Below are 12722 nucleotides of genomic sequence, written 5' to 3'. Positions count from 1 at the left end.
CTCCCTCGGCTCAGGCGCCGGCGACGCGAGTGAGCTCGTGCGGAGCGACGTTCAGCCGTTCGCAGCCATCCGCCGTCACGACCACGATGTCCTCGATGCGTGCACCCCACTCGCCGGCGAAGTAGATGCCAGGCTCGATGCTGAACGCCATGCCCTCGCGCAGCACCAGGTCGTTGCCGGGAGCGATGTACGGCTCCTCGTGCACGGAGACCCCGATGCCGTGACCGGTGCGGTGCAGGAACGCCTCGCCGAGTCCGGCATCCGCCAGCACGTCCCGTGCGGCAGCGTCCACCGCGGATGCCGTCGCGCCGGGGCGCGCCGCATCGACGGCCGCCTGCTGTGCGCGCACGAGGACCGCGATGCGCTCGGCAGCGGCGGCGTCGGGCGTGCCGACGACGTAGGTGCGGGTGCTGTCGGAGTTGTAGCCGCTCGGCACGGCGCCGCCGATGTCGACCACCACCACATCGCCGTCCTCGATCACACGGTCCGACACCTCGTGGTGCGGGTCGGCACCGTTCGGGCCCGAGCCGACGATCACGAACTCGACCGTGCGATGCCCTTCCGCGACGATGGCTTCGGCGATGTCGGCGGCGACCTCCCGCTCGGTGCGTCCGGCGCGCAGCCACTCCGGCACGCGACGGTGCACGCGGTCGATCGCCTCACCTGCCCGTCGGAGCTCCCCGATCTCGGTGGCGTCCTTGATCATGCGGCTCTCGCGCAGCACCGGGGTCGCCAGCTCCAGGGTCAGACCCAGCCGCGTGCCGAGGGGGATGACATGCAGTGCCGGAAGGGCGTCCGAGACGCCGACGCGCGAGGCCTCGCCGACAGCGGACGAGACCAGCTCGTAGGGGTTCTCTCCGTCGACCCAGTCGGCGACCGCGAGGTGGAGCTCTCCGACGGCGGTCGAGCGCACCTTCGCGAGCTCCATCCGCGGGACGACGACGGTGGGCGCGGATGCTGCACCGATCACCAGCGCGGTGAGGCGCTCGATCGTGTCGCCCTCCACTCCGACGAGGTACTGCAGATCGGGGCCGGGCCCCACGATGATCGCGTCGAGTCCGGCCTCGGCGGCGAGGGCGGATGCCCGCTCGAGGCGGGCGGCGTACACGGAGGCGGGGAAGGCGGGTGTGCTCACGGCGTCCACGCTACTGCGCGGGGTCGCGGCTGTCTCCGCCCTTCCAGCCGGACTGCCGTTCGTCAGCTGATCGCGAGACGAATCCGCTCCGTGAGGAGCTTCTTGTTGGCAGTTGTCAGCTCGAGCACGGCGTACGCGGTCGGCCACATCGTGCCGTCATCGAGGTTCGAGATCGGTTCGAAGCCGAACGTGCCGTAGCGCACCTTGAACTTGCTCGCCGGCTGGAAGAAGCAGAGGACCTTGCCGTCCTTGCCCCACGCGGGCATGCCGTAATAGGTGCGGGGCACGAGGTCGGGCGCGACCTCGGTGACCAGCTCGTGCAGTCCCGTCGCAAGCTTCTTGTCCGAGGCATCCGACAGCTTGGCGATGGCCTCCTTGAGGTCGGCCTCGCCCTCGGCGCGCACCTCTTCGGGCGTCTTCTTCGCCCGCGATCTGGCCTTGCGCTTGTCGGCCGCTGCCGCCTTCATCGCCTCGCGCTCTTCGGCACTGAAGGTCGTGTCGTCGTCAGCCATGATCGGGTCCTTTCGTGTTCTTCGGTTGGTATGACCCCAGAGTACGGATGCCGGGCGTGCCGGGCTTCTCGATTCCTGATCGATCCGCTCAGTCCGCGAGGAGGAACGCCAGCTCCGTCGTCCACGCGGTCTTGCGGCGCTCGACGCGCGGGTCGGTGCGGAGGATCTCGAACCGGCCGGCCCATACGCCCGTCGACGGGTCGGCGTCGAAGCGCCGCTCCGATGCGTCCACCCATCCGAGCAGCATCCGGTTGGCCTGGAGCGAGCTGCCGCGATACGCGAGCAGGGCGTAGTCGCCGGCGGGCGCCGTCCCGGGTCGTACCCGGTCGTCCCCGGCCACGGCGACCCCCATCACGCCGACCTCGATGTCCATGTCGGCCGCCATGTCGACCTGGTGGAGTCGGAGGAAGAACGGGCCATCGACTTGCAGGTCGTGATCCGCGAGCCAGGAGAACAGCTCATCGAGCACGCGGTCGCGCACGCCCAGCATTCCGCGGAAGGGAGTGACGAGGCGGATGCCCACCGTCGGGATCTCGTCCCGGTGCTCGATGCGGGGGCCGTCGGACACGTCGAATGCCATGCGCCCATGATGCTCCCTGGGCGGCGGCTCCGCCAGGCGGTCAGGCGGGCCGCACCGGACGGATAGGGTGAGTCCCATGGACCTGCGTGTCGCGGCATACGCGGTCGTCACCGATGACGACGACCGGCTGCTGCTCGCGCGCTGGACCGAGGGTCGCCGTGTGGCCTGGACCATGCCCGGCGGAGGACTCGAGCCCGGCGAAGCGCCGGAGGATGCCGTGCGGCGTGAGCTCCGCGAAGAGACGGGCTATTCGGTCAAGGTCGGCGAGCTCCTCGGCATCCACTCCCGGGTGATCCCCGCCGGCCGGCGCGTGCACAAGGCGGCTGTGCCCCTGCACACCCTGCGCATCCTCTACCGTGCCGAGGTCACCGGCGGGAAGCTCACCTTCGAGGCCGACGGGTCCACGGACATGGCCGAGTGGTTCCCCCTCAAGGCGGTCGCCGAGCTGCAGCGCGTCAAGCTCGTCGACATCGCGCTGCGGATGGCCGGCATCCTCTGAGGACTCACTAGTCCCACGAACCTTGGGTCCCTGAGCTTGTCGAAGGGCCCGTCGCGACGCTTCGACAGGCTCAGCGACCCACTACCGGGCGCTCAGCGCTCTTCCGGCACCGAGATGTCGGCGACCGTCGCGCCGTAGGCCGCGATGAGGTCGTCGGCCTCGACGAAGAGGCTGTAGCCGTGCGCGCCAGCGCCCATGGCGATCCGCTGTCCGACGATGCTCTCGTCCGCGTAGACGGGCCAGTCGGTGGTGCTGCCGATCGGGACGATCGTGCCGCGTTCGTACCCCGTCGCCGCGAGCGCGAGCTCGGGTTCGGGAAGGCGCAGCTTGTTGACGCCGACCAGTGCGCGGAGCTTCGGCCACGAGATCGAGCGGCCACCGGGCACCAACGCGAACAGGTAGGTGTCGTCCGAGCGCTTCACGACGAGGGTCTTGACGATTCCCGACGGATCGATGCCGAGCAGCTCGGCGGCTTCGAACAGGCTGTTCGCCGCCGGGCGCTCACGGATGTCGATCGCCAGACCGCGCGCGGCCGCGGCGTCCCGCACCCGGGCATGCCGATCCCCTCCGTCGCCCGAGGCGGCGGAGGGGAGATCGGACGAGGTCACGCGTCCGGCGCGGAGAGCGGGTCGTCCGCGACCCAGAGCTCGTCGTCGGCACGCAGTGCCTGCCACGCGGCGTAGAGCACGCCCACGGCGGCTGCGGCACCGAGGATGATCGCGACGACCGATCCGAGGCCGGGGCCCGACTTCTGCTTCTTGCCGAACGCTCCACGAGGTGCCGGGGCTGCGACGCCGTGACGCTTGGCGTTCGCGTAGTCCCATGCGGTGAGGGCGCTGCCGACGACACCGCCCACGATCGGGACGACCTTGTCGTCGACGACGTGACGGCCGATCTTCACGCCCTGGTCGACGACGGGGGCGAAGCGACGGTTGTACGTGTCCTGCACGACGGGGAGCACCTGCTCGCGGCCGAGGCTGCCGAGCTGACGGCTCGCCTCGCGGGCGACGTCTGCGGCGTGGCCGACGACGACCTGCTGCGACTCCCAGAGCTGGGTGGCTTCCTTCTGCAGACGACGCAGTTCCTTCTTCCGCTTGCGGCTGAGGCTCACGATGTTCTCCTGTCCATTGCAGTGCGGGTTCCCCATCTTGCCAGACGAGGCTGGGTGGGAGTCGGGAAATTGCGTCCCCTTGCCAACGGACGAGCCGAGCGGTAGCGTACGTGCCCCGCGGCGGGCGCGCCATGAACGGGCGAACTCACCGGAAGCTCTGCGAGAATGGGCATATGGCTCACGCTTCCCACGTCGCAACTCTGCACACCAACCACGGTGACATCGTCATCAACCTCTTCGGCGACCACGCTCCGAAGACGGTCAAGAACTTCGTCGGCCTGGCCGACGGCTCCCAGGAGTGGACGCACCCCGCCACCGGCAAGCCGGGCGAGGGCGCTCTCTACAAGGACGTCGTCTTCCACCGCATCATCCCGAACTTCATGATCCAGGGCGGCGACCCGCTCGGACAGGGCGTCGGCGGTCCCGGATACAACTTCGACGACGAGATCAACATGGAGCTCGACTTCAACGAGCCCTACATCCTCGCGATGGCGAACGCCGGCCTCCGCCGCAACGCCATCACCGGCAAGCCCGAGGGCACCAACGGCTCGCAGTTCTTCATCACCACCGACCCGACCCCGTGGCTGCAGGGCAAGCACACGATCTTCGGCGCCGTCGCGGATGACGCCTCCAAGGCCGTCGTCGACGCGATCGCGGCCGTCCCGACCGCCGCGGGCGACCGCCCGATCGAGCCGGTCGTTCTGCAGTCGATCGACATCGTCGCGGCCTGACGACAGCTGCGGCCGATCCGGATGACGACGCCTGAGTTCGCGGACAACCGCGACAACTTCTGCTACCGGCATCCGGATCGGCGGAGCTTCGTGCTCTGCCAGCGCTGCCTCCGCACGATCTGCCCCGAGTGCCAGACGCAGGCGCCGGTCGGTGTGATCTGCCCGGAGTGCATGAAGGAGCAGCAGAAGAACCGCACCCCCGCCCAGAAGCGCGCGCAGCGACGCTGGGGCGGGAGGAATTCCAGCGCGACGATGACGCTCGCCCGCAGCGGCAGGCCGATCGTCACCTACATCCTGCTCGCGGTGACCTCGTTCATCGGGCTGGTGCAGCTCATCCCCGGCATCGGGAGGGAGATCACCAGCACCCTGCTCTTCGCCGCGCCGTATCTCTATCCGAACCTCTTCGCCCTGCCGTTCGAGCCCTGGCGGCTGCTCACCGCGATGTTCGTGCATGGCAGTTTCATCCACTTGGCGCTGAACATGCTCGCCCTGTGGATGCTGGGGCAGAGCCTCGAGCCCATGCTCGGCCGCGCCCGCTTCCTCGCGCTGTACCTGATCAGCGGTCTGGGCGGATCCGTCGCCGTCGCTGTCATCGCCCCCGGCACCTCGACCGTCGGCGCGTCCGGTGCGATCTTCGGACTCATGGCGGCGCTGCTGATCATCGGACGGCACATCGGCGCCAACGTCACCGGTCTCCTGGTGATCCTCGGCATCAACCTGGTCTACGGATTCGTGTTCTCGCAGAACATCGCCTGGCAGGCGCACCTCGGCGGACTGATCATCGGTGCGCTGATCGCGTTCATCTATACCCGCACCAAGCGCCGGGAACAGCGCATCTGGCAGATCGTGCTGCTCGCCGCCGTCACGGTGCTGCTGATCGTGGTCGTCGCGTTCGTGCCGCCGCTGATCCTCCTGGCCTGATCACCGCTGTCGACAGGGTTTCGACCCTGTGAATGACACCGGTGTAATTCTCCCCAGGCTGTGGACAAGGCTGTGGATAACTTCTTGGGGGACGGTCGCAGGGACGTTCCCTTCGTTCGCAGAGCGGGTTCCCTCCCGCTTCGCGGGCCCCTCCCGATGCTCACTCCGGGAACGTCCCTGCGACCTTCGGTCGGACGGGAACGCCAGACACGACCCTGAGACAGGGTGCGGTTGGGTAAGACGAAGGGCCCCTCGCGATGCGAGGGGCCCTTCGGAAGAAACTGAGGCGGGTCAGCGCCAGCGGGTGGTCATCAGGAACCCGATGAGAGCGATGCCGAGGCCGATGGCCAGATTCCAGTTGTCGAGCCCCGGAATCGGGAACTGCATGCCGGAGATGTAGAACACGAGGATCCACGCGAGACCGAGCAGCATGAAGCCGATCATCACCGGTTTGAACCACACGGCGTTGGGAGCGGCCTCGCCTTCGGCGCGCTCGACGGCGGGGTCTTCGGTCTTACGCTCACGTGCCATGCCCATATTCTACCCATGACGCCTATCCGGCCCCAGACCTTCGTCCATCGGCCAGCTGCGGGCGATAAGATCGCGCCATGACTGCATCCGTCGTGCCTGGGGGGCGACGCCCGCGACGCGAGCGCCCGCGCTCCCGCGCGACCTTCGCGAGCGTCCTCGGCGAGCTGCTCCTCACCGCCGGCGTCGTCGTGCTCCTGTTCGTGGCGTGGCAGATGTGGATCGGCGACATCATCATCAGCGCGCAGAAGAACGACGAGGGCGCCGCGATGTCGCAGCAGCTCGCGCAGGGCGAGGTCCCCGAGCCGCCTCCGCTGATCGAGACCGACGACGGGGCCACCGTGTACCAGGCTCCGATCCCCGCAGCCCCGGCCGACGGGCAGTGGTTCGCCCAGATGCACATCCCGCGCTTCGGCGCCGACTACAACTTCGGGATCTGGGGCGGCACCAGCAGAGCCGGCACGCTCGACCAGCTGGGGATCGGCGTCTACAAGGACTCCAAGATGCCCGGCGAAGCCGGGAACTTCTCGATGGCCGGTCACCGTACGACCTGGGGCAAGCCGTTCAACCAGCTCGACAAGCTCCAGCTGAACGACGCGATCGTCGTCGAGACCGCCGACGGCTGGTACACGTACCGGTTCCGGAACCTCGAGTACGTCACGCCGTCGCAGACCGACGTGCTGGCCGACGTTCCGCAGCTGCCCGGTGCGCAGACGGGCGAGCAGTACATCACGCTCACCGCCTGCTCTCCTCTCTACTCGCTCGAGGAGCGCATCATCGCCTACGGAGTGTTCGAGAGCTTCCAGCCCCGGGCCGAAGGCCCGCCGACCGCACTCACCGACCCGCCGCCGCCTCCGGCCGCACCGTCGATCTGATCATGGCCGCCTCCGAGGGAGAAGACTGATGTACTCCGCACTCTGGCGCCTGCTCCCCGGTCCCTGGTGGGTCCGGGTGATCATCCTGCTCGTAGTCATCGCCGCCGTGCTCTACGGACTGTTCTGGTACGTGTTCCCGTGGGTGAGCCCGCTCATCACCCCGGGCGAGGTCGACGTCGAATGACGCGTGTCCTCGTGGTCGACAACCACGACAGCTTCGTGCACACCCTGGTCGGGTACCTTCACGAGCTGGGTGCCGACACCACGATGATCGAGTCGGATGCGACGGATGCCGACGGGATCGAGCAGCTCCTCCCCGGATATGACGCGGTGCTCCTCTCCCCCGGGCCCGGAACCCCCGCCGACGCCGGAGCGTCCATGGACGCGGTCAGGGTCGCGACGAGGATGCGGATGCCGCTCCTCGGCGTGTGTCTCGGGCATCAGGCCATCGGCGAGGTCTTCGGCACGGCGGTGACCGAGGCGCCGGAGCTCATGCACGGCATGATCTCGGCCGTGACGCACGACGGATCCCCGCTCTTCGCCGGCATCCCGTCGCCCTTCGATGCCGGTCGCTACCACTCGCTGGCGCTCGCGGCATCCGCTCTTCCCGCCGATGTCGTCGTGACCGCGTGGACGGAGACCGGCACCGTGATGGGCCTCGCGCACCGCGAGCTCCCGATCCACGGCGTGCAGTTCCACCCCGAGAGCGTGCTCACCGAGGGCGGCTATCGGCTCCTCGCGAACTGGCTCGAGATGTGCGGGGACACGGATGCCGTGGCCATCTCCGAGCACCTGCATCCGCTGACGCGCTGACGTTCGCCGAAGGCCCTTCGACAAGCTCAGGGACCCAGACAAGCTCAGGGAACCGGACAGGCGCTGGGACCCAGGTCGTGCGACGCCCTACGGTCCGGTGCAGAACCGGAGCTCGACCGGCGAACCGATCGGCACGTCGCCCGGTGCGACCGACATGGAGTGGACGGTCGCCGGTTTCGTGGCCGGGCAGTCCGCCGCCTCCACGGGCGTGGGGGTGAGACCGAGATCGGTGAGGTTCGTCGAGGCGGCGTCCACCGTCCAGCCGGTGAGGTCTGTCAGCGTCACCTTGCCGCTCGCGACGACCAGGTCGACGACCGTTCCCGGCGGAACCTCGGCGTCGGCGGCCTGGCTGGCCGTCATCACGGTGTCGGCCTTCGTCGCCTTGTCGTTGCGTTGCACGACCGTGCCGAGTTGGAGACCCGCGTCGAGCAGAGCCTTCTTCGCGTCGGTGAGAGCCATGCCCTCCAGCTGCGGGACGACGACGACGTCCTCGCCCGACGACACGTAGAGCGTGACAGCCGTGCGCTCCTCGACGGCGACACCGGCTTCCGGATCCGTGCGGATGACATTGCCCTCGGCGATCTCGGAACTCGACTCGATCACGATGGTCGAGGTGAGGTCGAGTTTCGCGAGGTCGTCCTGCGCGCGCTCGGACGAGACGTTCACGAGATCAGGGACGACCCTCGAGGAGCTCGGCACCTCGGACGGACGCATGCTGATCGTGACGACCCAGAACAGAACGGATGCCAGCAGCACGGCGAGCAGCGCGACTCCCGCCCAGATCCACGCGACCGGAGGGCCGGACTGCGTGCGGGCCATCGTCGTGTCGGTGCTGAGCTGGCGCAGCGACCGCGCGGTCTCCTGCGCCTGGCGCGGGCTGGGACCGTAGAGCTCGCTGGTCAGCGCCCCGACCTGCTTGCGGGTGGGAGCGGCGCCGGTGAGCGCGGAGTCCAGCGCCGAGCGGAAATGCGCGGCATCCGGGAACCGCTGGTACGGATCCTTGGCGAGGGCGCGCAGAACGATCGGATCCAGGGCGCCCGGCGCGTCTTCGTTGACCTCGGTCGGCGGGACCGGAGTCTCGCTGACGTGCTGGTACGCGACGGCCACGGGCGACTCGCCGCGGAACGGCTGACGTCCGGTGAGCAGCTCGTACAGGACGACGCCGGTCGAGTACAGGTCGGCGCGCGCATCGACGGGCTCGCCCTTGGCCTGCTCCGGCGAGAAGTAGGCGGCCGTCCCGATGATCTGCGTGGTCTCGGCCACCGTGGACGACGAGTCGGAGACGGCACGGGCGATGCCGAAGTCCATCACCTTGACCTGGCCCTTTTCGGTGACCATGACGTTGCCGGGCTTGATGTCGCGGTGCACCACGCCGGCGCGGTGCGAGTAGTCGAGTGCCTCGAGGATGCCGTCGACGTAGCGGACCGCGTCGTCGACGGGCACGGGACCCTGGGCGATGATGTCCTTCAGCAGCGTGCCGCTGATGAGCTCCATCACGATGTACGGCGGGTCGTCGGAGGACGGATCGTTCGAGGAGGGGTCTCCGGCGTCGAAGACGCGCACGATCGACGGGTGCGCCATGCGCGAGGCCGCCTGCGCCTCGAGACGGAACCGGTTGCGGAAGGCCGTGTCACGGGCGAGGTCGGGGTCGAGGATCTTGACCGCGACGGCACGACCGAGCGTCAGGTCGTATCCGCGGTAGACCTTCGCCATGCCGCCATGCCCGATGAGCTCGTCGACGCGGTACCTGCCCGCGAGAACGCGTGGCTCTGTGGACACGGATTACCCCCCTTGGAACGACGTTGACTGAGCTGGATCTAGGCTACCCGGCGGTTCCGCCGTCGCCGTCACCCTCGCCGTCCCCGCCCGGGGCCGTGATCGTGACCGACAGCGGGGGCGACGCATCGGAGGTGCGCTGGTCGCCGCCGGAGCACATGCCCTGGTAGGTCACGATGAGCTGCTGGCCCGCGGCATCCGCCACCTTGATCTGCGTGTTGCGCTGCGTCGGCTGGAAGTTGGGGCCGCCCGACACGAACGTGCCGTTCTGCACCGAGACGACGTAGCCGGAGAGCGTGGATCCGCTCGGGCAGGTGAAACCGGTACCCCAGGCGATCGTCACGGTGCCACCGGCAACCGGGTCGCCCGTGATCGTGGGAGTGTCCGTCGGCGTCGGGAGCGCGGTGCGACCGGCGTAGACCGTGAGCACGATCGGCGTGGTCGTGAGGACGTTGCCCGAAGGCGCGACGTTGTAGACCCGGCCGACCTGCTCGTCGGTCGGGGCGGGATCGCCGTCGACGCACGTGATGTCGCTCACGAAACCAGCGCCCGTGAGAGTGGTCGTCGCGCCGGCGCAGTCCATTTCCGCCAGGTTCAGCGCCGTCACATCGACACGCGTCTCCTTGGGCGTCGGTGGCGGCGTGGGCGTCGGCGTCTTGCTCGGCGGCGCCGAGGTCGTCGGCGAACCCGAGGGGTCGGCGTTGGTGTCGCCCTGCTGCGACAGTGCCCAGATGGTGCCGCCGAGCACGATCACGAGCAGCGCGATCAGGGCGATCAGCGGCCAGGTCCACGGGCTGCGCTTCTTCTTCTCCTTCTCGTCCGCTGCTTCCTCGGTGGGGAGCTGGGCGGTGGTCGGGAGGATGCGAGTGGCGCCTTCATCACCCGTCGCGGACAGCATCCGGGTCGCGTCGTCGTTGCCGGCGATCCCTCCGGTGGCGATCGCCGGGACGGCGATGGCGGCGGAGTTCAGGTCACCACGGCGCAGAGCCTGCGCGGCACGGGCGACCGTCGCCGAGGACGACGGGCGATCCGACGGCTTCTTGGCGATCATCGCCATGACGAGGTTCTGCACCGGGATCGGCACGGTCGGCGGCAGCGGCGGAGGCTGCTCGTTGATCTGCGCCATCGCGATCGCGACCTGCGACTCGCCCGTGAACGGGCGCTTCCCGGCCAGGCACTCGTACGCGACGATGCCGAGCGAGTAGGTGTCGGTCGCGGGCGAAGCCGGGTGACCCGACGCCTGCTCGGGCGACAGGTACTGCACGGTCCCCATGACCTGACCGGTCGCGGTGAGCGGCACCTGGTCGGCGATGCGGGCGATGCCGAAGTCGGTGATCTTGACGCGGCCGTCGGGCGTGATCAGCAGGTTGCCCGGCTTGATGTCGCGGTGCACGAGGCCGGCGGCGTGCGCCGCCTGCAGAGCGGATGCCGTCTGGGCGACGATGTCGAGCGTCTTGTCGGCGCTCAGCGCGCCGTCGCGCTCGAGCACGGTCGACAGAGCCTCACCGGGCACGAGCTCCATGACGAGGTAGGCGCTGCCGTTCTCCTCGCCGTAGTCGAAGACGCTGGCGATGCCCTCGTGGTTGACGAGAGCAGCATGCCGCGCCTCGGCGCGGAATCGCTCGAGGAACCCGGGGTCCCCCATGTACTCGTCCTTGAGGATCTTGATCGCGACGGTACGTCCGATGACGTGATCCGTCGCCTCCCACACCTCGCCCATGCCGCCGATCGCGATTCGCGACTGCAGCTCGTAGCGACCACCGAACGACACACCCTGCGTCGGTCTCATCTGCCCAGCACCGCCTCTATGACCTTCTTCGCAATCGGAGCGGCGATGGTGTCGCCGCTTCCGGACTGCCCTTGTCCGCCGCCGTCTTCGACGACGACCGCTACTGCGACCGCGGGGTCGTCCGCCGGTGCGAAACCGGTGAACCACAACGTATGCGGCCTGTTTCCGTTCTCTGCCGTCCCGGTCTTACCCGCCACGTCGATCCCGTCTATTCTTGCACCCTGCGCGGCGCCCGTTGAGACGCTCGCGACCATGGATGCGGTGATCTGGTCGGCTGTCGTCGCTTCCATCGCCCGCCCGAACTCGCTGTTCTCGAAGGAGCGGATGACCGAGAGGTCGTTGCCGATCACGGCGTCGACCATCTGCGGGTTCATGACGACCCCGTCGTTGGCGATGCCGGCGGCCAGCATGGCGATCTGCAGCGGGGTCGAGGTGACCTGCCCCTGCCCGAATCCGGAGAGCGCGGTCTGCGCGTCGTCGAGGGCCCGAGGGTAGCTCGACGGCGTGGACTCGAGCGGTGTCGAGAAGCTCTTGTTGAAGCCGAACTTCTCGGCCATCTCGCGGATCCGCTCGTCGCCCAGCTCGACGGCGAGCTCGGCCATCGGGATGTTGCAGCTCAGGCGGATGGCCTCTGCGATCGTGACCGTGTCGCCGGACCCGCAGGTTCCGCCCCAGGCGTTGGACACCGTGTTGGATGAGCCGGGGAGCGTGTAACGGGCGGGGTTCGGCAGGGTCGAGTCCGGGGTCCACTCACCGCTCGCGTATGCGGCGGCGGCCGTGATGAGCTTGAATGTCGATCCCGGAGGGTTCAGGTCGCCCCGGATCGCGCGGTTCGAGAGCGGCTTGGTGGGGTCGGACTCGAGCTGGTCGTATGTCGCATTGGCGGCATCCGCATCGTGCGAGGCCAGCAGGTTCGTGTCGAAGCCCGGGGTCGAGACCATGGCCAGGATGCGGCCGGTCGCCGGTTCGATCGCGACGACCGCGCCCTGGTAGCCCTGGAGCGCGTCGTAGGCGGCCTGCTGCGCGGCGGTGTTCAGAGACAGCTCGACGCTGAAGCCGCGCTGCGGCTGACCGGAGAGGATGCGCTCGACCTCGGCGAGGAACGCGTTCGATCCCGTTCCGGAGAGGTCGGCGTTCATGGCCTCCTCGATGCCGGTCGCGGAGCCGAGCGCCGGGTTGAACCATCCGGTCACCGGCTCCCACATCGGCGCGTCGGAGTAGACCCGCTGGAACTGGTACTGGTCGTCGCTCGGGACCGAGGTCGCGATCGCGACGCCGTCGACGATGATCGAGCCGCGCTGGATCTCGTAGCTGTCCAGGCGCGTGCGCTTGTTGTGGCTGTTCTGGGCGAGGCTGTCGGCTTCGACGACCTGGATCCAGCTGCTCGCGGCGAACAGGGCGATGAACATGAACAGCATCACGATGCTGAGGCGGCGGAGTTCCTTGGTCATG

At 68.7% G+C, this 12722-nt stretch carries 15 protein-coding genes; 6 read left to right on the top strand and 9 right to left on the bottom strand.

Annotated elements, in window-relative coordinates; genetic code table 11:
• Positions 1 to 10: 10 nt before the first annotated feature.
• From ABS642_RS14555 to ABS642_RS14545, 3 genes are all read right to left on the bottom strand, one after another.
• On the bottom strand, positions 11 to 1135 hold the full coding sequence (locus ABS642_RS14555) for a Xaa-Pro peptidase family protein (RefSeq protein ID WP_350350654.1): 1125 nt from the start codon (positions 1133 to 1135) through the stop codon (positions 11 to 13).
• A gap of 62 nt (positions 1136 to 1197) precedes the next feature.
• On the bottom strand, positions 1198 to 1647 hold the full coding sequence (locus ABS642_RS14550) for a hypothetical protein (RefSeq protein WP_350350653.1): 450 nt from the start codon (positions 1645 to 1647) through the stop codon (positions 1198 to 1200).
• Positions 1648 to 1735: 88 nt separating this feature from the next.
• Entirely contained in the window at positions 1736 to 2227 is a 492-nt protein-coding gene (locus ABS642_RS14545; RefSeq protein ID WP_350350652.1) for a hypothetical protein, read from the bottom strand.
• Between the two features lie 76 nt (positions 2228 to 2303).
• Between ABS642_RS14545 and ABS642_RS14540 the strand changes: the two genes are divergently transcribed.
• A complete protein-coding gene (locus tag ABS642_RS14540; RefSeq protein ID WP_350350651.1) occupies positions 2304 to 2726 on the top strand; it encodes an NUDIX hydrolase in 423 nt (140 codons plus the stop codon).
• Between the two features lie 92 nt (positions 2727 to 2818).
• On the opposite strand, the gene ABS642_RS14535 is transcribed toward ABS642_RS14540, so the two are convergent.
• Positions 2819 to 3274: a YbaK/EbsC family protein gene (locus ABS642_RS14535; RefSeq protein ID WP_282217545.1), complete on the bottom strand. Its 456-nt coding sequence runs from the start codon at positions 3272 to 3274 to the stop codon at positions 2819 to 2821.
• A gap of 56 nt (positions 3275 to 3330) precedes the next feature.
• Positions 3331 to 3837: a DNA helicase gene (locus ABS642_RS14530; RefSeq protein WP_282215301.1), complete on the bottom strand. Its 507-nt coding sequence runs from the start codon at positions 3835 to 3837 to the stop codon at positions 3331 to 3333.
• 173 nt (positions 3838 to 4010) lie between these two features.
• Between ABS642_RS14530 and ABS642_RS14525 the strand changes: the two genes are divergently transcribed.
• Both ABS642_RS14525 and ABS642_RS14520 read left to right on the top strand, forming a co-directional pair.
• Positions 4011 to 4568 carry a peptidylprolyl isomerase gene (locus tag ABS642_RS14525; protein WP_282215300.1) on the top strand — a complete coding sequence of 186 codons (558 nt, stop codon included), beginning with the start codon at positions 4011 to 4013 and terminating at the stop codon, positions 4566 to 4568.
• 21 nt (positions 4569 to 4589) lie between these two features.
• Positions 4590 to 5489, top strand: a complete 900-nt coding sequence (locus ABS642_RS14520; protein ID WP_350350650.1) for a rhomboid family intramembrane serine protease — start codon at positions 4590 to 4592, stop codon at positions 5487 to 5489.
• 291 nt (positions 5490 to 5780) lie between these two features.
• Here the strand turns inward: ABS642_RS14520 and ABS642_RS14515 are convergent, their stop codons facing one another.
• Entirely contained in the window at positions 5781 to 6020 is a 240-nt protein-coding gene (locus tag ABS642_RS14515) for a cell division protein CrgA (protein WP_282215298.1), read from the bottom strand.
• A gap of 77 nt (positions 6021 to 6097) precedes the next feature.
• Between ABS642_RS14515 and ABS642_RS14510 the strand changes: the two genes are divergently transcribed.
• The 3 genes from ABS642_RS14510 to ABS642_RS14500 are packed head-to-tail and all read left to right on the top strand — an operon-like array spanning position 6098 to position 7705.
• On the top strand, positions 6098 to 6892 hold the full coding sequence (locus ABS642_RS14510) for a class E sortase (protein ID WP_282215297.1): 795 nt from the start codon (positions 6098 to 6100) through the stop codon (positions 6890 to 6892).
• 28 nt (positions 6893 to 6920) lie between these two features.
• Positions 6921 to 7076, top strand: coding sequence for a hypothetical protein (locus ABS642_RS14505; RefSeq protein ID WP_165807956.1), 156 nt, complete (start codon positions 6921 to 6923; stop codon positions 7074 to 7076).
• Positions 7073 to 7705 (top strand): gamma-glutamyl-gamma-aminobutyrate hydrolase family protein, encoded by a 633-nt coding sequence (locus tag ABS642_RS14500; RefSeq protein ID WP_350350649.1) that lies wholly within the window; start codon positions 7073 to 7075, stop codon positions 7703 to 7705. The genes ABS642_RS14505 and ABS642_RS14500 overlap by 4 nt, the downstream gene beginning before the upstream one ends.
• An 87-nt stretch (positions 7706 to 7792) precedes the next feature.
• Here the strand turns inward: ABS642_RS14500 and pknB are convergent, their stop codons facing one another.
• The 3 genes from pknB to ABS642_RS14485 all read right to left on the bottom strand — a co-directional run bounded on the left by pknB (position 7793) and on the right by ABS642_RS14485 (position 12721).
• Positions 7793 to 9418, bottom strand: a complete 1626-nt coding sequence (gene pknB / locus ABS642_RS14495; protein WP_350353443.1) for a Stk1 family PASTA domain-containing Ser/Thr kinase — start codon at positions 9416 to 9418, stop codon at positions 7793 to 7795.
• A 109-nt stretch (positions 9419 to 9527) separates the two neighbouring features.
• Positions 9528 to 11270 (bottom strand): protein kinase, encoded by a 1743-nt coding sequence (locus ABS642_RS14490; RefSeq protein ID WP_350350648.1) that lies wholly within the window; start codon positions 11268 to 11270, stop codon positions 9528 to 9530.
• The gene (locus ABS642_RS14485; RefSeq protein WP_282215293.1) at positions 11267 to 12721 is read right to left on the bottom strand and encodes a penicillin-binding transpeptidase domain-containing protein; all 1455 of its coding nucleotides are present in this window, start codon (positions 12719 to 12721) and stop codon (positions 11267 to 11269) included. The genes ABS642_RS14490 and ABS642_RS14485 overlap by 4 nt, the downstream gene beginning before the upstream one ends.
• Position 12722 lies beyond the last annotated feature (1 nt).

The sequence above is a fragment of the Microbacterium sp. A8/3-1 genome (genome assembly GCF_040267695.1).
GTDB classification, from domain to species: domain Bacteria; phylum Actinomycetota; class Actinomycetes; order Actinomycetales; family Microbacteriaceae; genus Microbacterium; species Microbacterium luteolum.
This window is presented reverse-complemented; position numbering and strand designations above follow the sequence as displayed.